Genomic DNA, 21,623 nt, shown 5'->3' with positions numbered 1-21,623 from the left:
CCGATGACTCACCCCTTGCTTCTTCGCCAGAAAGCCTATGTCGATGGCCAATGGGTTGACGCTCCCGATGGCCGGACGGACCTGATCCGCAACCCGGCGACAGATGAGGTGGTGGGCCGGGTCCCCGTGCTCGGCGCCGATGAAACCCGCGCCGCGATTGCCGCGGCAGAGCGCGCCTTGTCTGCGTGGCGTGCGCTGACGGCAAAGGATCGTGCGGCATTTCTGCGGCGCTGGTTCGAACTGGTGCTGGCACATCAGGAAGATCTGGCGCTGCTGATGGTGGCCGAGCAGGGCAAGCCGCTGGCAGAGGCGCGGGGCGAAATCCAGTATGCCGCCTCCTTCATCGAATGGTTCGCTGAAGAGGCCAAGCGGACTTATGGCGATATCATCCCTTCGCCACAGGCCGACAAGCGCATCCTGGTGCTGAAGCAACCCATCGGCGTCACGGCGGCGATCACGCCCTGGAATTTCCCATCGGCCATGGTGACGCGCAAGGCGGCGCCGGCATTAGCCGCAGGCTGCACGATGGTCCTGAAACCCGCGCCGCAGACACCGTTCTCGGCGCTGGCGCTGGCGGAACTGGCGCATCAGGCGGGAATCCCTGCGGGCGTTTTCAACGTGGTGACAGGCGATGCGGTCGCCATCGGGGGCGAATTGACCAGCAACCCGATCGTGCGCAAGCTGTCCTTCACAGGCTCGACCGGCGTCGGCCGGATGCTGATGGCGCAATGTGCGCATGACGTGAAAAAGCTGTCGCTGGAACTGGGCGGCAACGCGCCGTTCATCGTCTTTGACGATGCCGATCTGGATGCCGCAGTGGCCGGGGCGATGATCTCGAAATACCGGAACAACGGGCAAACCTGCGTCTGCGCCAATCGCATCTATGTGCAGGACGGTATTTACGATGCCTTCGCCGAAAGGCTGGCCGAGGCCGTCAAGACATTCCGCGTCGGAAACGGCTTGGAGGAGGGTGTCACCATGGGCCCGCTGATCGACGCCGCCGCACTGGCCAAGATACGCTCGCATATAGACGATGCCGTGTCGCGCGGTGCCTCGGTTCTGACCGGGGGACAGCCGCACGCGCTTGGCGGCACCTTCTTTGAGCCGACCATCCTGACCAACGTGCCGCGCGATGCCGTCGTTGCACGCGAGGAGACTTTCGGCCCGCTCGCCCCGTTGTTCCGGTTCCGTGACGAAGCCGAGGTCGTGACCTGCGCCAACGATACGGAATTCGGGCTGGCGGCCTATTTCTACACGCGCGATCTGGCGCGCATCTTCCGCGTTTCCGAAGCCTTGGAATACGGCATGGTCGGAATAAATTCCGGCGCCATCTCGAACGAAGTGGCGCCGTTCGGAGGCGTCAAGGCGTCAGGCCTCGGGCGGGAAGGGTCAAAATATGGGATCGAGGATTATCTGGAGATAAAGTATCTCAACCTTGGGGGACTGGGATAAGCCGTGATCCTCCGATTTCGGCGTAAGAATACGAGACCATTCCTGTCACAAGCCATACTGGCGTGACCGTTCAAGGCTTTCGGCCCTCATCGTCCAGAAATGGAATTACCTTGGCCTGCGTCCAAAAGGTCGGCGGCAGCGTATTTTCTTCCACAAGGTAGGGGTGCCCGCAACGGATTGCATGGTCCTGTGGCTACGCGGTGCTGGAGCGGTCGGTTCGCGGAGAACCACTGCACCGTCAGCCCTGCCGGCCTGCGCGCCTTTGCGTAAGAGAACGGCTATCCTAGACCGGCTGCTGACGCCGGACTATGGGAAGGCCGGACAATTGCCCGATTATGGGAATGCGGGCCGTCTGGGGGCAGGCCGGGTTTGGCTTGCGGACCCAACCCGGTTTCCAGCTTACGAGATTCCCCTGTATCGCCGCCCTCGCTCTATGCGAGGGCGGCGATGGAGATCACTGGCGATGGGCGTCGATCAGGACCGATCTTGCTGCCTCAGGTATCTGGCCCAGAACGGTGATGGCCTGATCCGAACAGGTATGTGCGCGGCAGGTCGAATAAAGCTGCCAAGGCTGTCCGGCGATCTCCCGGATGAAACCGGGCCCCTCGACCCCGCTCTTCGTGACGACGAAGTCGACCCATTTGTCTTGTCCCGCGATCAGCCGGTCAATTTGAGGCCGGATACCGGCAGAGTTTGTGACGTCATGGAATCTTCCGATGTCCGTCGTGCCGCCCGGGGCACCGTTGCAGTAATACGGGTTCTGTTCGGCCGGATAGCAGATACCGGCGGCGTCGAGCTGCTTCGCTACAGCTTCGGCCTCATCCCGGCTGCGCCGTCCGGCCATATCGGCCATAGCCACTGAGCGCATCGGTTCAGGCGTGGAACCTTTGCCGATACTCGCCCGGCGGCAGGCCGACGATGCGCAGGAAGACCTTGCGAAAGGCGCCGGGGTCGGAATAGCCGACCTCCCAGGCGATGCGCTCGATGGGTTGCTGGCCGAATTGCAGCAGTTCCTGCGCCTTGGCCACCCGCAGGCGTTGCGCGTAATCGGTCGCGGTCAGCCCGGTCGCTTTCTGGAAGCGCCGCAGGAAGGTGCGGGGCTCCAGCCCGGCCTCGGTGGCCAGGACGGCAAGGCGGGCCTCCTTGCCCTCGCTGGCCTGCAAGGTGTGCTGCGCTTTCAGTATCGCCGCGTCGCCGTGGGTCAGCCGGGGCACGAAGCCGCTGTAATAGCGCTGCTCGCGCCCCGGCGGATCGACCAGCAGCATCCGGGCGGTTTCCGCCATGACCACGGGACCGAGGAAGCGGGCCACCAGCATCAGCCCCAGGTCCGTCCACGACATCAGCCCACCGGCCGAGATGATGTCGCCGCCGTCGATCATCAGCCGGTCCGTATCCACCCGCGCGTCGGGAAAACGGTCCTGCAGGGCCTGCGCATAGGTCCAATGCGTGGTCACGGCGCGCCCGGCCAGAAGCCCGGTTTCCCCCAGCAGAAAGGCGCCGGCGCAGACCGAGGCGAGCATCGCCCCCTCGGCATGGCGGTCGCATAGCCAGCGGGCGAGCGGGGCGGCGGCCTCGGCGCTGATCGGCGGCTCCAGCGAGGGCGGCAGGATCAGGACGTCGCAGGGGGCGGCCTTGCGCGCGGGCGCCTGCGGATCGCTGTCGAATACGACCTGCGCCGATGCGCCGTCTTCCACGCGAAGGTGGAAGACCCGCAACCGGCGCTCCTCCCGAGAGATCCTGGCCGCAATGCGAAACAGATCAGTCAATCCCACGACGGCCGAGAGCTGCGCGCCGGGATAGAGCAGGATTCCGATCCTGGCCTCTGGATTGTCCATATCGCCCCTGTTTCTGTCGGTTGCGCCAATGGCCGCAACTGTCGCCGAGGACCATATCCGGGACAAGCATCAATCCGCACCGAAAGGACAGAACATGTCGAAACGCGCCATTCTCGTCGTCGATCTTCAGAACGAATACTGGCCGCAGGGCAATTTCCCCCTTGTGGGGATCGAGGCCGCCACCGCCAACGCCGCCCGCGTCGTCGCCCATGCCCGCGACAAGGGCGATCTGGTGGTGAACATCCGTCACGAGATGCCCGGCGGGCCGATCTTCGTGCCCGGCAGCGACGGCGCGCAGATCAACGATGCCGTCCTGCCACAGGGCGATGAACCGGTCGTCACCAAGAATTTCCCGAACTCGTTCCGCGAGACCGGGCTGGACGAAATGCTGAAGGACAAGGGCATCGAGGAGGTCGTGGTGATTGGCGCCATGAGCCACATGTGCGTGGATGCGACGGTGCGGGCGGCCAATGACCTGGGCTATCAGACCACCACCATCCACGACGCCTGCGCCACCCGCGACCTGGAGTTCGACGGCGTAACCACCCCCGCCGCACAGGTCCATGCCGCCTATATGGCCGCGCTGGCTTTCCTTTATGGCGAGGTCACCGGCACCGACGCGTTCATCGCCCGCTGAACCGGCATCGAGGAAAGGAGTTCCATCATGACCACACGCAGGCAGCTTTTCGCCCTGTCCGGCGCGGCCTTGGCCGCAACCGCCCTGGCCGGCCATGCGCAAGAGGCCGGCGCCTCCCGGCCGGGGGCGAGGACCACCCAGATCGCAACGCCACGCTGCATGTCGACTATGCCGGCACCCGCTTCCTGGTCGATCCGATGCTGTCGGACCGCCATGCCTGGCCGGGCTTTGAAGGATCGGTGAACAGCGAGGAGCGCAACCCGCTGGTGCATCTGCCGCTGACGATGGACGAGATCCTCGACGTGGACGCGGTGATCGTGACCCATCTGCACGAAGACCACTGGGACGAGGCCGCCCGCAACCTGGTGCCGAAAGCGATCCCCCTGTTTGCGCAGAACGAGGCGGATGCGGAAACCATCCGCGGCCAGGGTTTCACCGATGTGCGGGTGCTGTCGGACAGTTCCAGCTTCAACGGCGTTCAGCTCATCAAGACCGGCGGCCGCCACGGAACCGAGGCGCATTATGTGGTAATCGGCGATCTTCTCGGCGAGGCCTGCGGTGTCGTGTTCAGGCAGGAAGGCCAGAAGACCATCTACCTCGCCGGCGACACGATCTGGCAGGACGATGTGGCGGCCGCCCTGGACACCCATCGGCCGGACGTGGCGATCCTGAACACCGGCTATGCCATGATCACCGGCATCGACGGCGGCATCATCATGGGAACGCAGGATGTGCTCTCCGTCCATCAGGCCGCTTCCGAAGCCCTTTTGATCGCCAGCCATATGGAGGCGGTGAACCACTGCACCGTCAGCCGCGCCGATCTGCGCGCCTTTGCGCAGGAGAACGGCTTCCTGGACCGGCTGCTGACGCCGGGCGATGGGGAAACCGTCACCCTGTAAGCCCGTTTCGCCCGCGGGTCGGATCCCCGTAGGCGAAGCGATCCACTGCAGAGCCCGGACACGGGTCTCAGCCGGCGGCACGACCCGGCGCGGCAGGAACCGTGCGGACACCGCCGAAGCTGTTGAGCAGAAGGGCCGCGATTACCAGCGCCACGCCCGCCACCTCCCACGGGCTGGGGATCTGTCCGCCGATCAGCGCGATGGTAAAGGCGGTCGCCGGAATCAATAGGCGGTGTCGCGGTAATGGATCGCGGTGACCTCGCCCGCCAGCCCCACACGTTCCAGCGCTGCCAGGGTGCGGCGGTCGCGGTCGGGCTGGGCGACCCCGGCCATTTCCAGCGGAAAGGCGACATTGCCCGCCACCGTCAGATGCGGCCACAATGCGTAATCCTGAAACACCATGCCAAGGCCGCGCTTTTCCGGGGGCAGGAACAGGCCCGGCCCGGCGACCGGGCGACCGTCAATCGCAACCTCGCCTGCCGTGGAGGCCACAAGCCCGGCCACCAGCCGCAGAAGTGTGGTCTTGCCACAACCCGACGGCCCCAGTAGCGCCAGCGTTTGGCCTGCGTCCAGCGAAAGGTCGATCCCGCGCAGGATCTGCGCCTTGCCATAGGACGGCCGCAATGGCCGAGGAAGAATGAGAAACAGTCACAGAAGCGCGCGATCCCTTGGGTCTGTCCAGCGCCTCGTAAAGCGAATTCATGTCAGGCTTATGACGCGGCGCGCCGGATCAGAAGGAATCCAGCCTCTGGTCGGATGGGCACTTCAGAGGCCGGACCGGCTTGGCGTCAGGACTTCGCCTCCCAGCCAGAACAAGACGGTTACGACGAGGGTGACAGTCGAGAGGAAGAGTGTCGGGTATGTGTCGTGGCGGCAGGTTATCCACATTTTCAGGATTGCACTGCGCGATCGCCGGTAGGGATTTCCATCGCCTCTCTATATAATCACGGAGGACTAAACCCTCCTCCGAGGCGGAAACATGAAAGCCAACAAGCGTATTTACTATAACATGCCTCAGCATGAAGCGATGACGCAAAAATTCTCGGGGCTGTCTTCGACAAAGAGGTCGACATGAGCGATGGAGCAGGGCAACCACTGACGACACCGGTTATCCGGATGCGGGGGGCCAGAGCGCGTAAAGGCGTTCTCAAGCGGCGGACCAAAGGATTCACGCTGATCGAGATCACACTGGTCATCGCGATCGGGCTTGGCCTGATCGTGGGAGGGCTCCTGTATTTTCAGAAGCTCTCCCGCGACAACGAGATGCGCGACGCCCTCACCAGGATCGGCATGATCCGGGCGGAGGTTGCTGCGCAATATGCGGGGACGGCCAGGAGAAACTGGCTGATCTTGAATACGGACGCGGCCAGCCCGCTGGAAACATCCGTATTCGCCGGCAGGTCCGGGCTGCCGGCCTCCGCTTTCCGAGGAATGCGACTCCGCTCGGGCGACATCATTGAGCTATACCGCATCGAGCTGACCGATCTCGAGCCGCAGCTGTGCCGGATGCTTGCCGGAAACACCTCCCGTCTCGGCAACTTCCGGTTCCGGGGATGCGCCATCACCGATGGGAAGGGCATGTTCTATGTGTCCTACGGAAGCAGGGAGGTAGGGCAGGGAGGCTGATGGTGATCCCCGGCACCTGGTTCAATTGAATATCCTTCAACGTCACCAAAACCAGGCCCGGATACACCATTATTTTCAATAACAAGGATCAGTGCGGGGGATTGCTTGACCAGATCCAGGCTGGTCAAATGGCGCCTTTCTCCATCGGATGGAACTCGAGCGATCTTTGTTATAGCAATCAACCCACAATTTCCATGATGCGGAATGGGTATGATAATCTCGATGAACCGCTGTCAGGCGTCAGGGGTTGAGCGACGGTTCATGATAAAAAGGGTGCGGTGGCATCATCGTGGGCACGCAGGATGTGCTCTCCTTCCATTGGGTCGCTCCCGAAGCACTTTTGCGGGTGGCGATCGGCAATCCCTGCCGTGGGATGCTAACGACTGGCGACGGATGAAACGAGGCGTTTCAGGGTTTACAATGAGGGTGAGAGATCATGGACCGGTCCCAGACGGTCAGATACTTCTTTCGTCCAGATGTGATCGTCGACACATTCCCGGACCATTTCCATGAACATCTCCTCCTTCCGCTGATCGCAGACCAGGTAAAGGATTTCCTCCAGGCTAAGCCTTGTAATCGCGGTGGCTATCCGGACATCCGCATCCGGCGCCGCCTCCCAGGCGATCCTCAACGCCCCCTGATTGTCCGCGGGTGAGCAATAGTCACGGATGCGTTCGAGTTCCTGGTGAAGCTGGTCGCTGAGCTTTTCTATCCGGGTGCGCATGGGGCGGTGTCCTCTGATGATCAGTATTTATCCCATGCTCAAACGAAAAGACAAAGCGGCGCTTAAATGAGACGTTCTTAAGCTTGATGATTCCGTGATATGATAAATTGTTTTGCGACCATCATTTTGTTATGATCGGCATGTCGGTCGATTTTATTTCTCACACCGCTGATGGTGGCAAACAGCTATTTTGATCAGAGTCGGTCCCAGCCGCCGCCGTTCTCCGATCCAGCGCTGACGGTGCCGCTTTTTGCGGCGGCTTCCGCCCTCAACTACGCGCTGATGTGATGGTCTTCGACGCGTATGACCGGCCTCCAGACCTCATTCCGAAAACTCCGGTCGGTCCGGGTATAGCCGGGTGACGACGGCCCTGCGCATGCGGATAGCGAGGCTGTCGTGAAAGATCTCCATCGCCCGCCTCCGCGCGGGCGGCGAGAGCCAGCCATCCGGCAGCCGCCAGTTCGAGAAGAACAGCCAGTCCAGTTCACGATTCCGCACGAAAACCAGCACCTGTTTCACCGATTCGCGGGTAAGTGGCAGGCAGATCACCAGGTCGGCGCCGAGTTCCGCGCGCAGCCCCTCCTGATGGGCCTCGCGCCGGATCAGCCCCTCCGTCACGTCCGCCTCGGAGATGGTCACCAGCCGGTCCAACTCGCGGCGGATATCCGCAGGCATTTCATCGATGGCCCGATCCAGCGCCAGCCGGAAGCGCGGATCGGCGGCGATGTCGAGGCGCCATTCCTGCGGATCCTCGCGCCACAGCACCGGCTCTGCGGCTGCGGTCCATTGGCCGGAACCGACCAGGCCAAGCGCGCGCAGCACCAGCAGCACCTCCGGGGCGGCCCAGGCCGGGCCGAGCCCATGCGCGGCCATGATGTTCGGCGGTGGCACGATCTCGTCCTCGCGCCGACCCCACCACTCGGCGGCCTCGGGGGATTCGCGCCCGTCCGGCAGCCTGTATGACAGCAGCCCGCATTGACTCGCGAGGCTGAGCACGGTGACGCAGATATCGTCCCATCTGGGCAGCACCTCCGGCAACCGGCGGCGGGCCAACGGTCTTGCGCCGCGCCCGGTCTCCTCCGCCCGGCCGAGGGCGATCAGAGCGTCACAGCCGAACTGATAAGCGGTGGTGAACATATGGTCCCATTCCCCGCCCTTGCGATCAAGGATGGGAAGGCTGGCTTCGATGAAGCGGATCACCGGGCCGGTCCAGACCGGCGGGTTTCGATCATTGCTCATGACCGGGCCTCCTCGTCCGGCGGGATGTCCGGAACGATATGGTTCAGGATATGAAGGGCGGCCTCGGGATCGCCCCTTTGGGCGCGGCGGCGCATCGTCGCCAGCGCGGCCCTGGCCCTGTCGGCGTCCGGCAGGCCATTCGGATCGATCATCCCGCGCATCGGGATGCGGGGCTTCCCGGCCTCGTCAAAGTCAACCATGCCGAACCGGCTCGATATATCGCCTGAATGCGACGACGACTGCCGCGTCATCATGGCCAAACCGTTGCGCCGGCGCGCAGCCGAAATCGACATGGGCGCGGGTCAGCCAGTAGGCCACTCTCAGATTGCTGATGCAAGCCGGTCTGAGCTTCAGGATGGCGCCGACCACATCGAAAATCCGGCCGTTCGCAACATCGAACTGGAATCGCGGCAACATGGTCCTGCCGTTCTGAACCAGGGTGATGACGGCGCCCTCGCGGACCATGGCCTGCAGGACGTCTTCCGGTTCCTCCGTTTCGATGCGCAACAGCGCGCAGGCCTGCGCCGCATCGATCAACTCGATGCTGGCAAGGAGGCGGTCCTCGACGCTGGCTTTGTCGGTGGAATTGTCTTGGGGCATCCTATTTCCCCTTGGGCACTGCCCGGTTCCGCATCTCGTCGAAGCTGAATCCGGCCGGCAGCGTGACCTCGCTGACGGAAAGATAGCCGCCGATGCATTCCGGGCAGATATGTCGGCCCTCCGGCAACCATCTGCGGATGGCCTCCCCCATGAGAACAATCGTCTCGTTCGTATCCGCGACGATGATCCGCCTGTTGCGCACCACGGCATGTCCGGAGACCAGCGACGGGTCGAGGATCCGGCCGCAGCCCGCGCACAGCACCGTGGGCCAGGCGCGGCCGGGTTCGACCTGGTCCCAAAGAGGATTGACCGGAAGTTTGGCAGCGCGGCGCAAGATTTCCGGCAGCGTGACCGGTCTGAAGTTCCAGACATCAACGCCTACGTTGACGCTGTTGCGGGAGCCTGACCAGTTCTGATGGACATGGCCGAACAGCTGCAGACCTTGATGCCGCGCGCCGGGCCAGGTGATCATCGGATAGTGGCAGAGAAACAGCCGCCGCTTGTCGACGACGATGTCGGCGGTCTCGGCGACGCTGTCCCAGGGCAGGTTGCAGACCCAGTCCTGGTCATGATTGCCCCGGATCAGGTGTTTGCGGCCCGGCAGGGCATGATAAATGGTGCGCACCTCACGCCGTTGCGCATCGGTTGATCTTCCCGCGGTGAAATCTCCCAGAATCCACAGATCGTCATCCGGCCCGACCCGTGCCCGGCACTCGGCCAGCAGGTGGGCATTCATCGCGGCCACGTCCGGGAACGGACGGTCGCAGAAGCCGATGATCCGGTCATGGCTGTAATGCGGATCGGCGGTGAACCAGTGCATGTCACTCCTCCTCCCCGGAGGCGGAACGGTCCGCCGCGTCGATCCCGCGCACCTGCGCGATATATGCGGTCAGAAGCTTCTGAAGCAGCTCCGGATCGTTGATGTTAGCGAATCCCGGCAGGGCGAACTGGAAGGAGCCCGCGAGCTTCGCCTTTCCGTTCATGGATTCAGCCAGTTCCGCCTCGAGGGCGTCGATGGATCGGCCGAGCCGATACCAGCGCGATGCGGTCCGGGCCCAGCCGGCCTCGGGATCGATCGCGATCAGCTGCGAGGTGTGGATGCTTGCATTGCCGAGGAGCGGGTGATCGGTCACCTCGCCCCACAACATCACATGCCCGCCGGGCGAAATCGCCGCCTTCCAGTCGGACAGGATCGGCGCATCCGCGAGATCTTTTTCGGTAGGCCCGGCCTCGACGGCGGCGATGGCGCGCAGCACCTTGTCGAACCATTCACGGTCGCTGGGCGAGAGTTTCATGATGATGTCTCCGTTTCGATGGCATGAAGGGAGGGGGCGTCTGCGGCGATGCCGCAGGCGCGTTGGATTCAGGGAAATAAGGAAAGGGCGTAGGTGCCACGCTCAGTGGAGCGGCGGCCTCTGTTCGAGATCAGCGGCGTTTTGCAACATGCGGGACGCAACCCGAAGGCTGGGACGATGCTGCTGCAGGGACGGGTGAGCGAGAACCTCGCAGATCGTCTCGATCGATGTCTCGGACAGGGCCCGCTTCTTGCCCTCGCGGCGCACAAAGCCGGACAGTTCCGCCACGGTCAGATGGCGCAGCCGGATCGGCGGGCAGCGGTTGAGCAGCGGTTCCGGCAGCCGCCGGTAGTCGTTGGAGGTCAGGATCCAGATGACCCAAGACATGTCAAATTTGACCTGGTAATAGGGGCAGCTCCAGCGCTTCGCGGTCATCGGTTCCAGCAAGGGCAACAATGCTTCAGCCAGGCCGAAGGTCTGACCCTTCATCGACTCCGGGGAACCGGCCTTTTCGATTTCGTCGATCACCATGATCGGATTGGCAACGCCGCTTTGCAGCACGGTTTCGATCAGGCGGCCCGGGTGGGAACCGCCCCAACCACGCTGAGAACCGACCACGCCAAAACTGGCGTTCTCGCCGGTCGCCTCGATCACGGTGGTGGGCGCGGCCAGCAGCTTCCCAAGAATCCGGCCCAAATAGCTTTTGCCGATGCCCGACGGGCCGGTGAGATTAAGCGACTCCACCTTGAGCCCCGGCAAGCCCTCGCGCATGGATCGGCGCATCCCGTGCCAGATGACCTCGGTGGCCGGCGCCATCCAAGGCATAGCTTCGTGAATGGCGGCGGCAATCTCATCGGCACGATGTTCACTGGGGATACTGATCAGCCGCGCGCCATCTTTCAGCACCTCCAGCCGCTCACGATCATCTTTCTTCAGATGCTCGAGGCCACTTGCGGCCTTGCGACGTTCAAAGATTCGGCGGGCCCGGCGACGGATCCGGTCCTGTTCCGGACCCGAGAGATTAACCTTCCAGAACGGGTCAGGGAGCGCATCGCATTCGTTTCCGAGATCTTCCGGCGGCAGGCCTGATCGCCGGCCGCGCAATCGTCGCAGATAGGTCTCGAACCGGGTTTCCAGGGCGCTGCGGGTGTCATTGAGGTTGAAAAACCTGGCTTCGGCGAATGGGATACGGGACATGGGGGGATTCCTTTTGGCAAAGCGGGACCGGTGGCCGGAAAGACCGGTCGTAGGAAATGGTGGCGATGATGATTGTCAGACGGCAGAGAGGATCAGGCGGGGCGCTGAAGCCCTCCGGTTGCCTACGGCCGCCTGCATAGATCACGGATCGAAAGATGAAGGGTGATCTGATTGGTCAGGAGGGCCAGGAATGGCGCGGATCGGGGACATGAGCGGACCTCCTTTCAGAGGCAAGACTGGGCTGGTCGGAAAAGCGGGCGCTTTTCCGGTGGTAATGGTGACAATACGTGAGGCTTCGGGGGCGGTAGGGCGGTGTGACCGGCTGCTGATCCCGGAGCGGGTGTCTGGACGATGCGGGCTCATACCCGGTTCGTCAACAGGTCCACGCCCTCATCAAGCCGACCTGGAGTGGTCGCTAAGCCTGAAAGAACAAAATCCATCAGGGTATTGATAAATATAATAAAAATAAGCACTGGAAAATCCAGGGCTCACTTTATGCTTGCAAAAAGGCTCAAAGAGTCCGGGTAAGGCTCATTTTATGCTTGGCCGCACACCTATCAGCCGCCGGTCAGCCGCATTTCGAATGGCCGCAGGACGGGCAGGTCATGCAGCCCTCGATCATCCGCATGCCGTATTGGCCGCAGGCCGGGCAGGCGGGACCGCGCGGGCGCTCGCCCACGGCCATGACCTCGGCCTTGGGATCGGATTTCAGCCCCATGCCCTCGCCGGCCAGGAAGCCGGTGGCGACCATGTGGCGCTCGATCACCCCGCCGATGGCGGCGAGGATCGAGGGCACGTAGCGCCCCTCGATCCAGGCGCCGCCGCGCGGGTCGAACACCGCCTTCAGCTCCTCGACCACGAAACTCACGTCGCCGCCGCGCCGGAACACGGCCGAGATCATCCGCGTCAGCGCCACCGTCCAGGCGAAATGCTCCATGTTCTTCGAGTTGATGAACACCTCGAACGGCCGGCGGTGGCCGGCCTGCACGATGTCGTTGATGGTGATGTAGATCGCATGCTCGCTGCCGGGGAACTTCAGCTTGTAGGTCGCGCCCTCCAGCGCCGCCGGGCGGTCCAGCGGCTCGGTCAGGTAGACCACGTCGGCGCCCTTGTCGGCCTGCGGCGCCTCCTCGGCCTTTTCGCTGACCGACAGGACCGAGCCGGTGACCTCGTTCGGGCGATAGGTGGTGCAGCCCTTGCAGCCCTTGTCCCAGGCGGCCAGGTAGACGTCCTTGAAATCCTCGAAGGAGATGTCCTCGGGGCAGTTGATGGTCTTGGAGATCGAGCTGTCCACCCATTCCTGCGCCGCCGCCTGCATGGCGACATGGTCCAGCGGCGCCAGGGTCTGGGCGTTGACGAAATACTCGGGCAGGGGGGCGTCGCCCTTCAGGTCGCGCCACATCTGCACGGCATAGTCCACGACCTCTTCCTCGGTGCGCGAGCCGTCCTTTTGCAGCACCTTGCGGGTATAGGCATAGGCAAAGACCGGCTCGATCCCCGAGCTGACATTGCCGGCGTAAAGGCTGATCGTCCCGGTCGGCGCGATCGAGGTCAGCAGAGCATTGCGGATGCCGTGCTGCGCCACCGCCTCGCGCAGATCCGCATCCATGCGCTGCATGAAGCCCGAGGCCAGGTATTTCTGCGCGTCGAACAGCGGGAAGGCACCCTTTTCCTTGGCCAGGTCGACCGAGGCCAGATAGGCCGAGCGCGCGATGGCCTTCATCCAGACGCGGGTCTGCTCGACCGCGTCGGCAGCGCCATAGCGCAGGCCCAGCATCAGCAGGGCATCGGCCAGCCCGGTGACGCCCAGCCCGATGCGGCGCTTGGCCTGCGCCTCGGCCGCCTGCTGCGGCAGGGGGAATTTCGAGGCGTCGACCACGTTGTCCATCATCCGCACCGCGGTGCGGACCAGCTCGTCCAGCGCCTCGGGGTTCAGCCGGGCCTGGGGCGTGAAGGGCGCCTCGACCAGCCGGGCCAGGTTGACCGAGCCCAGAAGGCAGGCGCCATAGGGCGGCAGGGGCTGTTCGCCGCAGGGATTGGTCGCGGCGATCGTCTCGGCATAGGCCAGGTTGTTTTGCTGGTTGATGCGGTCGATGAAGATCACGCCCGGCTCGGCATAGTCATAGGTCGCGCGCATGATCCGGTTCCACAGGTCGCGCGCCCGCACGGTGTGATAGATCTTGCCGTCGAATTGCAGATCCCAGGGGCCGTCGGCCTTGACCGCCTGCATGAAGGCATCCGTCACCAGCACCGACAGGTTGAACATGCGCAGCCGGGCGCTGTCCTGCTTGGCCTCGATGAAGGCCTCGATGTCGGGATGGTCGCAGCGCATGGTCGCCATCATCGCGCCGCGGCGCGAGCCTGCGGACATGATGGTGCGGCACATGGCGTCCCAGACATCCATGAACGACAGCGGGCCCGAGGCGTCGGCGGCCACGCCCTTCACCTCGGCCCCGCGCGGGCGGATGGTGCTGAAGTCATAGCCGATGCCGCCGCCCTGCTGCATGGTCAGCGCGGCCTCTTTCAGCATGTCGAAGATGCCGGCCATGCTGTCGGGGATGGTGCCCATGACGAAGCAGTTGAACAGCGTCACCTCGCGCCCGGTGCCGGCGCCGGCCAGGATGCGGCCGGCGGGCAGGAACTTGAAATCCTCGAGCGCGGCATAGAAGCGGTCCTCCCACAGCGCCGGATCCTTCTCGACGCGGGCGAGGTCGCGGGCGACGCGGCGCCAGCTGTCCTCGACCGACAGGTCGATGGACTGGCCGCCGCCGTCCTTGAGCCGGTATTTCATGTCCCAGATCTGTTCGGCGATAGGGGCTGAGAATCGGCTCATGGCGGGTGTCCTTGGCTTGGGGTCGGAAACGGGGCGAGCGGGTCTTATACAGCCGCGCGCGTCCGGTTAAAGTCGGAAAGGTGAGGACTCAGGAATATAGGCGAAACCGGCACCAATTTCCAGATATTGCGGCAGCTGCCTGGGGCTTGCGCAACCTATTGGTGCTGCTTGCCCGCCAGTTCGTCGATCACCTGCAGCCACAGCGCGGCGGGCTGGGCCCCCGTCACCACATGGGCATCGGCGACGACGAAGGTCGGGACCGAGTTCACGCCGCGCTGCCTTGCGTGCATCTCGCGCGCCTGCACCGTGTCGCGGTCCGCGTCCGAGGCCAGCAGCCGGCGGATCACCGCCCCGTCCATGCCCGCGCCCTCGCCGATCTCGACCAGCACGTCGGGGTTCGAGATGTTGCGGCCCTCGCGCCAATGCGCCCGCATCAGCGCCGCCATGACCGGGGTCTGCGCGCCCTCGAGTCCCGCCCAATGCAGCAGGCGATGCGCGTCGAGCGTGTTCGGCATCCGTTCGATCAGCGAGGGGTTGATCCACAGGCCCAGCCGCTCGCTGGCCTCCATCACCGGCTTCATGGCGGCGATGATGCCTTTCTCGTCGGTGAACTTCATCTTCATGTAGGCGACATAGTCCATCCCCGCCCGCGGCATCTGCGGGTCCAGGCGGAAGGGCTGCCAGGTGATGGCAAAGGGATGGTCGGGGCGGCTTTCCAGCGCCCGGTCCAGCTCGGCCTTGCCGATCAGGCACCAGGGGCAGACGGGATCGGCGAAGATGTCGAGGCGGATCTGCTGGCTCATGTCCGGTCCTTGCGATGGGTGTCGTGCTGTGCGCGGGAAGAGGTGTCGTGCTGTGCGCGCGACGGGCTGTCGTGCTGTGTGGGCGGATGGGGGTCGTGCTTTGCACGCGAATGGACATCGCGCAGGGCGCGGCGGTTGATCTTGCCCGTGGGCGTGCGGGGCAGGGCGGGCAGGTGGATGTATTCGCGCGGCTGCTTGTAGCGCGCAAGCCCGCGTTCGGCGGCTGCGCGCAGCCGCGCCTCGTCGGCGCTGCCGGTCCAGAAGGCGGCGATGATGCTCGACCCCGGCCCGACCGGCAATTCGGTCGCGGCGATCTCGCCGATTTCGGGGATCTGCGCCAGCGCGTCCTCGACCTCGCCCGGCGAGACGCGGAAGCCGCCGGCATTCATCATGTCGTCGTCGCGCCCCAGCAGGCGGATCGCGCCCTCGGGCGTGGTCTCGGCCAGGTCGCCGGTCAGGAACCAGTCGCCGCGGAAGCGGGCGGCGGTTTCCTCGGGCTGGTCGAGATAGCCCAGGAACAGGCCGGGGTCCGCGCGGTGGACGGCCAGGATGCCGGGGCCCTGGATCGGGGCGCCGCTGTCGTCGAGGATGGCGATGGGGCGGCCGGGCTGGGGAAAGCCGGCCGTGCCTTCGGGCGCGGGGCGCGCGGGGCTGCCGGACAGGAAGGTCGAGCATTCCGACATGCCCATGGCCTCGTGCAGGTCGGTGCCGGTGCGCGCCTGCCAGGCGCGGCGCAGGCCGGGATCGAGCCTTTCGCCGGCGGTCAGGCCATGGCGCAGGCCCGGCCAGGGCCGCCAGTCGGCGCGCAGCATGCGGCGGAAGACGCCGGGTGCCGCGGCCAGGATGGTGGCGCCATGGCGGCCGGCGATCAGCGGGATCTGTTCGGGCGCGATGCCGGGGGCGGGGATCAGCGCGGTGGCGCCCAGCGTCCAGGGGTCCATGAGGCCGGTGCCCAGGGTGAAGGTCCAGTTGAAGGCGCCGGCATGCAGCAGCCGGTCCTGCGGCGTCAGCCCGTACCAGCCGTCGAACATCATCCGGCGGGCGAGGATGGCGCGATGCGCGTGGCAGACGGCGCGCGGCTGGCCTGACGTGCCCGAGGTGAAGACGATATAGGCCAGGTCGTCCGGATCGTGTTGTGCGAACCCGGCCGGCGGCAGCAGGGCGAATTCGCCGAGGCGGGCGGCAGGCAGCACCGGCGCCGGCTGATCGGGCAGGGCGATGTCCGGGTCGGCGATCACCATGGCCGGCCGGATCGCGGCGGCGATGCGGGTGATCTCGGGCGTGGTCAGCATGGGAGAGGTCGGGACCGGGACGATGCCGGCGGCGATGGCGCCGAGATAGGCCACGGGAAAGCCGGGGTTGTTTCCCAGCCGCATCAGCAGCCGGTCGCCGGGGGCGAGGCCGGATTGCAGCAGGCCGGTGGCGGTGCCCAGCACCGCCTGGCGCAGGCGGGCATGCGACCAGCGGTCGGCGCGGCCCAGCCCCAGCACCGACATGGCCAGCCTGTCCGGCGTCGCAAGCCCCGCGCTGAGCACATGTTCGGCCAGGTTCATCCCATCGCCCCGTTTCTGTTCCGGGCTTGGGGATAGAGGCTGTCGGTGCGCATGGGAAGGGGGCTTTGCCCCCGCGCCTCGCCTGCCCCTCGATGGGGCAGGCGAGGCGCTCCCCCAGGATATTTCGACACGGAAGAAGCCGGAAGGGGGCAAAAGGAAACGGCCGGCGCCATGCGGGCCGGCCGTTTCCGAAATTCCGGGCGCTGCCGAATCAGAGCAGCTTCAGATCCGAGGCCGAGCTGCGGCCGTCGCGGCCCGATTGCAGTTCGTAGGCGATCTTCTGGTTGTCGTTCAGGCCGGTCAGGCCGGCGCGCTCGACCGCCGAGATATGGACGAAGACGTCCTTGCCGCCGTCATCGGGCGCGATGAAGCCATAGCCTTTGGTGGCGTTGAACCATTTTACGGTGCCGGTAGCCATTATACCGTCTCTCCTTCAAGTCATCCTGGGGCGAGATTGCGCCCAGGCCGTGCAGCCCTTTCCCGTCAAGTCCGGCTGCCCCGTGAAGGGAGGCGGTAGAAAGTCGTGCTCACGCGGACGAGAGGATGAACGATTCGCCGAAAAACGCAAGCACGAATGCGCCGCGCAAGGTGACGTAGGGTCATCTTGCGCATTCGCATCGGCAAATTGTCGCCAAGCCGGGGCGCTCAGCGCAGGTCCGGCGGGCTGGCCTCGGCCCGCAGCGTGGCCACGGCCGATTCGAGCCCGTGGCTTTCGCTGCCCTGGCGGTCGAGGCGGCGGATCGAGACGCTGCGCTCCTCGACCTCCTTCAGGCCCACGGCCATGATGACCGGCACCTTGCCGACCGAATGCTCGCGCACCTTGTAGTTGATCTTTTCGTTGCGGGTGTCGGCCTCGGCCCGCAGCCCGGCGGCGCGCAGGGCGGCCACGACCTCGTGGACGTAATCGTCGGCGCCCGAGACGATCGAGGCGACCACCACCTGGCGCGGCGCGAGCCAGAGCGGCAGCTTGCCCGAATAGTTCTCGATCAGGATGCCGATGAAGCGCTCGAAGCTGCCCAGCACGGCGCGGTGCAGCATGACCGGCATGTGCTTGGCGCCGTCCTCGCCGACATATTCCGCCTCGAGCCGCTGCGGCAGGTTGAAGTCGCATTGGAAGGTGCCGCATTGCCATTCGCGGCCGATGGCGTCGGTCAGCTTGAAGTCCAGTTTCGGCCCGTAGAAGGCGCCGTCGCCGGGGTTGACCTCATAGGGCAGGCCGAGATGCTCGATGGCGCCTTTCAGCGCCGCCTCGGCCTTGTCCCAGATCTCGTCGGAGCCGACGCGGACATCGGGGCGGGTCGAGAGCTTGATGTCGAATTTCTCGAAGCCGAGATCGCGGTAGACCGAGGACAGCAGTTCGATGAAGCCGGCGCATTCCGCCTCGATCTGGTCCTCGGTGCAGAAGATATGCGCATCGTCCTGGACGAAGCCGCGCACCCGCATCAGCCCGTGCATCGAGCCCGAGGGCTCGTAACGGTGGCAGGAGCCGAATTCGGCCAGCCGCAGCGGCAGGTCGCGATAGGACTTCAGGCCCTGGTTGTAGACCTGGACATGGCAGGGGCAGTTCATCGGCTTGAGCGCATTGATGCGCTTTTCCTTGGCGCCTTCCTCGTCCACCTCGACGATGAACATGTTCTCGCGATAGGCTTCCCAATGGCCGGATTTTTCCCACAGGATGCGGTCGACCACCTGGGGCGTCTTGATTTCCTTGTAATCGGCGCGGATCAGCCGGCGGCGCATATAGGCTTCCAGCTCGCGATAGATCGACCAGCCGTTCGGGTGCCAGAACACCATGCCCGGCGCTTCTTCCTGGAAGTGGAAGAGTTCCATTTCCCTGCCGAGCTTGCGGTGGTCGCGCTTGGCGGCCTCTTCCAGCATGGTCAGGTGGGCCTTGAGGTCGTCGCGGTTCTTGAAGGCTACGCCGTAGATGCGCTGCAGCATCGGCCGCGAGGCGTCGCCCAGCCAATAGGCGCCGGCGACATGCGTCAGCTTGAAGGCGTCGGCGGGCACCTGGCCGGTATGCTGCAGATGCGGGCCGCGGCAGAGATCCTGCCAGTCGCCGTGCCAATACATGCGGATCGGCTCGGCTTCCGGGATGCGGTCGAGGAGTTCGATCTTGAAGGGCTCGCCCTGCGCCTCGTAATGGGCGCGCGCACGGTCGCGGTCCCAGACCTCGGTGCGGACCGGGTCGCGGGCGGCGATGATCTGCTTCATCCGCGCCTCGATGGCGCCCAGATCCTCGGGGGTGAAGGGCTCGGCGCGGTCGAAGTCGTAGAACCAGCCCTGGTCGCGGACCGGGCCGATGGTGACCTTGACGTCGGGCCACAGCTCCTGCACCGCACGGGCCATGATATGGGCGAGGTCGTGGCGGATCAGCTCCAGCGCCGGCTCGCTGTCCTTCATGGTGTTGATGGCGATGCTGCCCCCGGTGGTGATCGGCCATTGCAGGTCGATGTGCCGGCCGTCGAGGCTGGCCGAGATGGCGTTCTTCGCCAGGCTCGGGGCGATGGAGGCCGCGACCTCGGCGGCGGTGATGCCGGCGGGGTAGTCGCGCGCATTGCCATCGGGAAAGGTCAGGGAGATCTGGGACATGTGTCCTCCTCGTCGGTTTGGCGCCCACGGAACGCCCGGTTGCGGGTATGTCGCGCGGGTGTGGCGCGATTGCCCGGCGTTGTCAATGCGGCTAGGTGTGCAGGGGGCTTTGCGCCCCCGTCGCGTTCCGCGACTCCCCCGCAGGATATTTGGACACGAAAGAATGACGCAGTTTCTGGAAGGGCCGCAGGGGCGGCGCATCGCCTATAACCGGATCGAGGGCCAGGGCCCCGGCGTGGTGTTCCTGGGCGGGTTCCGCTCGGACATGCAGGGCACCAAGGCGCTGTGGCTGGAGGATTGGGCGCGCGAGCGCGGCCGGGCCTTCCTGCGCCTGGACTATTCGGGGCATGGCGAATCCTCGGGCGCCTTCGAGGAGGGTGCGATCGGCGACTGGCTGGCCGATGCCATGGCTGCGATCCGCGGGCTGACCGAGGGGCGGCAGGTTCTGGTCGGCTCGTCCATGGGCGGCTGGATCAGCCTGCTGCTGGCGCGGACCATGCCCGAGCGGCTGGCCGGGCTGGTCACGGTGGCGGCGGCGCCGGATTTCACCGAGCGCGGCTATTGGGCCGGGTTTTCCGCGGCCGAGCGCGCGGCCCTCGCGGAGCGCGGCCAAGTCGAGCAGCCCAGCGACTATGGCGATCCCCATGTCATCACCCGCCGGTTGATCGAGGACGGGCGCGACCATCTGGTGCTGGACCAGCCCTTGCCGCTGCCTTTCCCTGTGCGCTTCCTGCAAGGCACCGGGGATGCCGAGGTGCCGATGTCCTGGGCGCTGGACCTGCTGGCCCATGCCTCGGGCGAGGACATGCGGCTGGTGCTGGTCAAGGGCGCCGATCACCGCTTTTCGACCCCCGATTGCCTGGCGCTGATCGGCGCGGCGCTGGAGGAGGTGCTGGCGCGGGCAGCCTGAGGCGGGCGCGGCCCGCCGGCCGCGCCCCGTTCCCGCGGGCGGTCAGACCGCGATCTTGGAATCGTGTTCGGTGAGGTTGCTGACGCCGCAATCGACCGGGACCGGGCCGCTGCGGCGGCGCTTGCGCTGGCCGGCGGGCTGGACCTGCTCGTCGATGAAATCCAGCACCAGCGGGCGGATGTTCAGCCGCCAGCTTTTCCCGGCGAAGATGCCGTAATGGCCGGCGCCGGGTTCCAGGTGCTGGGTCTTGCGGCTTTCGGGCACGCCGGTGCAGAGTGCCAGCGCGGCGACGCATTGGCCCGGCGCCGAGATGTCGTCGTTGGCGCCCTCGACCGTCATCACCGCGACATCGGTGATCTTGCCCAGGTCGACCGGCTTGCCGTTCACGCTGAAGCGGTTCTGCGCGATCTCGCGTTCCTTGAAGATGCGCTCGACCGTCGAGAGGTAGAATTCGGCGGTCATGTCCATGACGGCGAGATATTCGTCGTAGAAGGTGTTGTGCTTGTCGCCTTCGGAGCCCTGGCCGCGGGCCTCGGCGAAGATCTTGTCGAGGAAGGCCTTGGCGTGGGTCTCGGCATTCATGGCGATGAAGGAGGAAAGCTGGGCGAGGCCGGGATAGACCATGCGCCCGGCGCCGCGATACTTGAAGCCGACCTGCTGGATCATCAGGTAGTCCAGCTCGCCCATGGTGATGCGGTTGCCGAAATCGGTGACTTCGGTCGCCGCCGCGTCGGGGTCGATCGGGCCGCCGATCAGGATCAGCGAGCGCGGCTGGGCCTTGGGGTCTTCCTCGGCCAGCAGCGCGGTCGCGGCCAGCGCGAGCGGCGCCGGCTGGCAGACGGCGATCACATTGGTGTCGGGGCCGAGATGGCGGATGAAGTCGACCAGATACTGGGTGTAGTCGTCGATGTCGAACTTGCCGCAGCTGACCGGGATGTCGCGGGCATTGTGCCAGTCCGTCACGTAGACTTCGCAATCGGGCAGCAAGGATGTGACCGTGGTGCGAAGGAGGGTGGCATAGTGACCGGACATTGGCGCGACCAGCAGGACCTTGCGCGCAAGCGGCGCGCGGCGGGCGACGCGGAAATGCACCAGGTCGCCGAAGGGGCGCTCGATCACCGGCTCGATATAGACGACATGGTCCTGGCCGTCCTCGGACACGACGGGCGGGATTTCCCAGTCCGGCTTGATGACCATGCGCGCGAAGCTGCGCTCGGTCACCCGGCCCCAGGCCGACATCAGCTTGAACATCGGATTGGGCAGCAGCGCGAAGGCCGGATAGGAGGCCAGGGCCCGCGCGCTGGCGCCCATCCATTCGTTGGTGTTGCGGATCGTCTCCATCGCATCATAGGAGATGATCCCTCTCAAACCCTTGTACGTCGTCATTGCCACCTTCTCCCATGGACCCGCCGGATTCGGCCTTGCCGG

General features: G+C 65.2%; 22 protein-coding genes. 5 read left to right on the top strand and 17 right to left on the bottom strand.

Annotated features, from left to right (window positions below; translation table 11 throughout):
* The first annotated feature begins 3 nt into the window (after positions 1-3).
* The gene (gene gabD / locus E3U25_RS15300; protein WP_116222271.1) at positions 4-1,452 is read left to right on the top strand and encodes an NADP-dependent succinate-semialdehyde dehydrogenase; all 1,449 of its coding nucleotides are present in this window, start codon (positions 4-6) and stop codon (positions 1,450-1,452) included.
* A 454-nt stretch (positions 1,453-1,906) separates the two neighbouring features.
* On the opposite strand, the gene E3U25_RS15295 is transcribed toward gabD, so the two are convergent.
* Both E3U25_RS15295 and E3U25_RS15290 read right to left on the bottom strand, forming a co-directional pair.
* The gene (locus tag E3U25_RS15295) at positions 1,907-2,305 is read right to left on the bottom strand and encodes an Ivy family c-type lysozyme inhibitor (RefSeq protein WP_116222272.1); all 399 of its coding nucleotides are present in this window, start codon (positions 2,303-2,305) and stop codon (positions 1,907-1,909) included.
* A 19-nt stretch (positions 2,306-2,324) separates the two neighbouring features.
* A complete protein-coding gene (locus E3U25_RS15290) occupies positions 2,325-3,287 on the bottom strand; it encodes a GlxA family transcriptional regulator (protein WP_116222273.1) in 963 nt (320 codons plus the stop codon).
* 94 nt (positions 3,288-3,381) lie between these two features.
* Between E3U25_RS15290 and E3U25_RS15285 the strand changes: the two genes are divergently transcribed.
* Together E3U25_RS15285 and E3U25_RS15280 are read left to right on the top strand one after the other, a co-directional pair.
* Positions 3,382-3,924: a cysteine hydrolase family protein gene (locus E3U25_RS15285; RefSeq protein WP_116222460.1), complete on the top strand. Its 543-nt coding sequence runs from the start codon at positions 3,382-3,384 to the stop codon at positions 3,922-3,924.
* Between the two features lie 155 nt (positions 3,925-4,079).
* Entirely contained in the window at positions 4,080-4,823 is a 744-nt protein-coding gene (locus E3U25_RS15280) for an MBL fold metallo-hydrolase (RefSeq protein ID WP_116222274.1), read from the top strand.
* Between the two features lie 67 nt (positions 4,824-4,890).
* Here E3U25_RS15280 and E3U25_RS15275 read toward each other — a convergent pair whose 3' ends face one another.
* A complete protein-coding gene (locus E3U25_RS15275) occupies positions 4,891-5,049 on the bottom strand; it encodes a hypothetical protein (protein ID WP_166435546.1) in 159 nt (52 codons plus the stop codon).
* Positions 5,046-5,447: an ATP-binding cassette domain-containing protein gene (locus E3U25_RS15270; RefSeq protein ID WP_240540203.1), complete on the bottom strand. Its 402-nt coding sequence runs from the start codon at positions 5,445-5,447 to the stop codon at positions 5,046-5,048. Before E3U25_RS15270 ends, E3U25_RS15275 begins: the two co-directional genes overlap by 4 nt.
* Positions 5,448-5,894: 447 nt before the next feature.
* On the opposite strand from E3U25_RS15270, the gene E3U25_RS15265 reads away from it, so the two are divergent.
* The gene (locus E3U25_RS15265) at positions 5,895-6,449 is read left to right on the top strand and encodes a prepilin-type N-terminal cleavage/methylation domain-containing protein (RefSeq protein ID WP_116222276.1); all 555 of its coding nucleotides are present in this window, start codon (positions 5,895-5,897) and stop codon (positions 6,447-6,449) included.
* Between the two features lie 415 nt (positions 6,450-6,864).
* Here the strand turns inward: E3U25_RS15265 and E3U25_RS15260 are convergent, their stop codons facing one another.
* The 12 genes from E3U25_RS15260 to thrS form a co-directional block, all read right to left on the bottom strand.
* Positions 6,865-7,173: a hypothetical protein gene (locus E3U25_RS15260; RefSeq protein ID WP_116222277.1), complete on the bottom strand. Its 309-nt coding sequence runs from the start codon at positions 7,171-7,173 to the stop codon at positions 6,865-6,867.
* A 321-nt stretch (positions 7,174-7,494) separates the two neighbouring features.
* Positions 7,495-8,412 (bottom strand): hypothetical protein, encoded by a 918-nt coding sequence (locus tag E3U25_RS15255; protein WP_116222278.1) that lies wholly within the window; start codon positions 8,410-8,412, stop codon positions 7,495-7,497.
* The gene (locus E3U25_RS15250) at positions 8,409-8,612 is read right to left on the bottom strand and encodes a hypothetical protein (RefSeq protein WP_116222279.1); all 204 of its coding nucleotides are present in this window, start codon (positions 8,610-8,612) and stop codon (positions 8,409-8,411) included. Before E3U25_RS15250 ends, E3U25_RS15255 begins: the two co-directional genes overlap by 4 nt.
* The gene (locus E3U25_RS15245; RefSeq protein ID WP_116222280.1) at positions 8,605-9,012 is read right to left on the bottom strand and encodes a hypothetical protein; all 408 of its coding nucleotides are present in this window, start codon (positions 9,010-9,012) and stop codon (positions 8,605-8,607) included. The genes E3U25_RS15250 and E3U25_RS15245 overlap by 8 nt, the downstream gene beginning before the upstream one ends.
* A 1-nt stretch (position 9,013) precedes the next feature.
* Positions 9,014-9,832, bottom strand: a complete 819-nt coding sequence (locus E3U25_RS15240) for a metallophosphoesterase (protein ID WP_116222281.1) — start codon at positions 9,830-9,832, stop codon at positions 9,014-9,016.
* A gap of 1 nt (position 9,833) precedes the next feature.
* Positions 9,834-10,307 (bottom strand): DUF6634 family protein, encoded by a 474-nt coding sequence (locus E3U25_RS15235; RefSeq protein ID WP_116222282.1) that lies wholly within the window; start codon positions 10,305-10,307, stop codon positions 9,834-9,836.
* 102 nt (positions 10,308-10,409) lie between these two features.
* A complete protein-coding gene (locus E3U25_RS15230) occupies positions 10,410-11,504 on the bottom strand; it encodes an AAA family ATPase (protein ID WP_116222283.1) in 1,095 nt (364 codons plus the stop codon).
* A gap of 568 nt (positions 11,505-12,072) precedes the next feature.
* Positions 12,073-14,337: an adenosylcobalamin-dependent ribonucleoside-diphosphate reductase gene (locus E3U25_RS15225; protein ID WP_116222284.1), complete on the bottom strand. Its 2,265-nt coding sequence runs from the start codon at positions 14,335-14,337 to the stop codon at positions 12,073-12,075.
* Between the two features lie 155 nt (positions 14,338-14,492).
* A complete protein-coding gene (locus tag E3U25_RS15220) occupies positions 14,493-15,140 on the bottom strand; it encodes a DsbA family oxidoreductase (RefSeq protein ID WP_036759777.1) in 648 nt (215 codons plus the stop codon).
* Positions 15,137-16,693, bottom strand: coding sequence for a class I adenylate-forming enzyme family protein (locus tag E3U25_RS15215; RefSeq protein WP_116222285.1), 1,557 nt, complete (start codon positions 16,691-16,693; stop codon positions 15,137-15,139). The genes E3U25_RS15220 and E3U25_RS15215 overlap by 4 nt, the downstream gene beginning before the upstream one ends.
* Positions 16,694-16,904: 211 nt before the next feature.
* Positions 16,905-17,111 (bottom strand): cold-shock protein, encoded by a 207-nt coding sequence (locus tag E3U25_RS15210; RefSeq protein WP_011747293.1) that lies wholly within the window; start codon positions 17,109-17,111, stop codon positions 16,905-16,907.
* A gap of 227 nt (positions 17,112-17,338) precedes the next feature.
* Complete coding sequence (gene thrS, locus E3U25_RS15205) at positions 17,339-19,285, bottom strand: threonine--tRNA ligase (RefSeq protein WP_116222286.1); 1,947 nt, start codon at positions 19,283-19,285, stop codon at positions 17,339-17,341.
* A 163-nt stretch (positions 19,286-19,448) separates the two neighbouring features.
* On the opposite strand from thrS, the gene E3U25_RS15200 reads away from it, so the two are divergent.
* Positions 19,449-20,195, top strand: a complete 747-nt coding sequence (locus E3U25_RS15200; RefSeq protein WP_116222287.1) for an alpha/beta hydrolase — start codon at positions 19,449-19,451, stop codon at positions 20,193-20,195.
* A 42-nt stretch (positions 20,196-20,237) separates the two neighbouring features.
* Here E3U25_RS15200 and phaZ read toward each other — a convergent pair whose 3' ends face one another.
* The gene (gene phaZ / locus E3U25_RS15195) at positions 20,238-21,581 is read right to left on the bottom strand and encodes a polyhydroxyalkanoate depolymerase (RefSeq protein WP_114535293.1); all 1,344 of its coding nucleotides are present in this window, start codon (positions 21,579-21,581) and stop codon (positions 20,238-20,240) included.
* Positions 21,582-21,623 lie beyond the last annotated feature (42 nt).

The sequence above is a fragment of the Paracoccus versutus genome (genome assembly GCF_029909795.1).
Lineage (GTDB): Bacteria > Pseudomonadota > Alphaproteobacteria > Rhodobacterales > Rhodobacteraceae > Paracoccus > Paracoccus versutus.
This window is presented reverse-complemented; position numbering and strand designations above follow the sequence as displayed.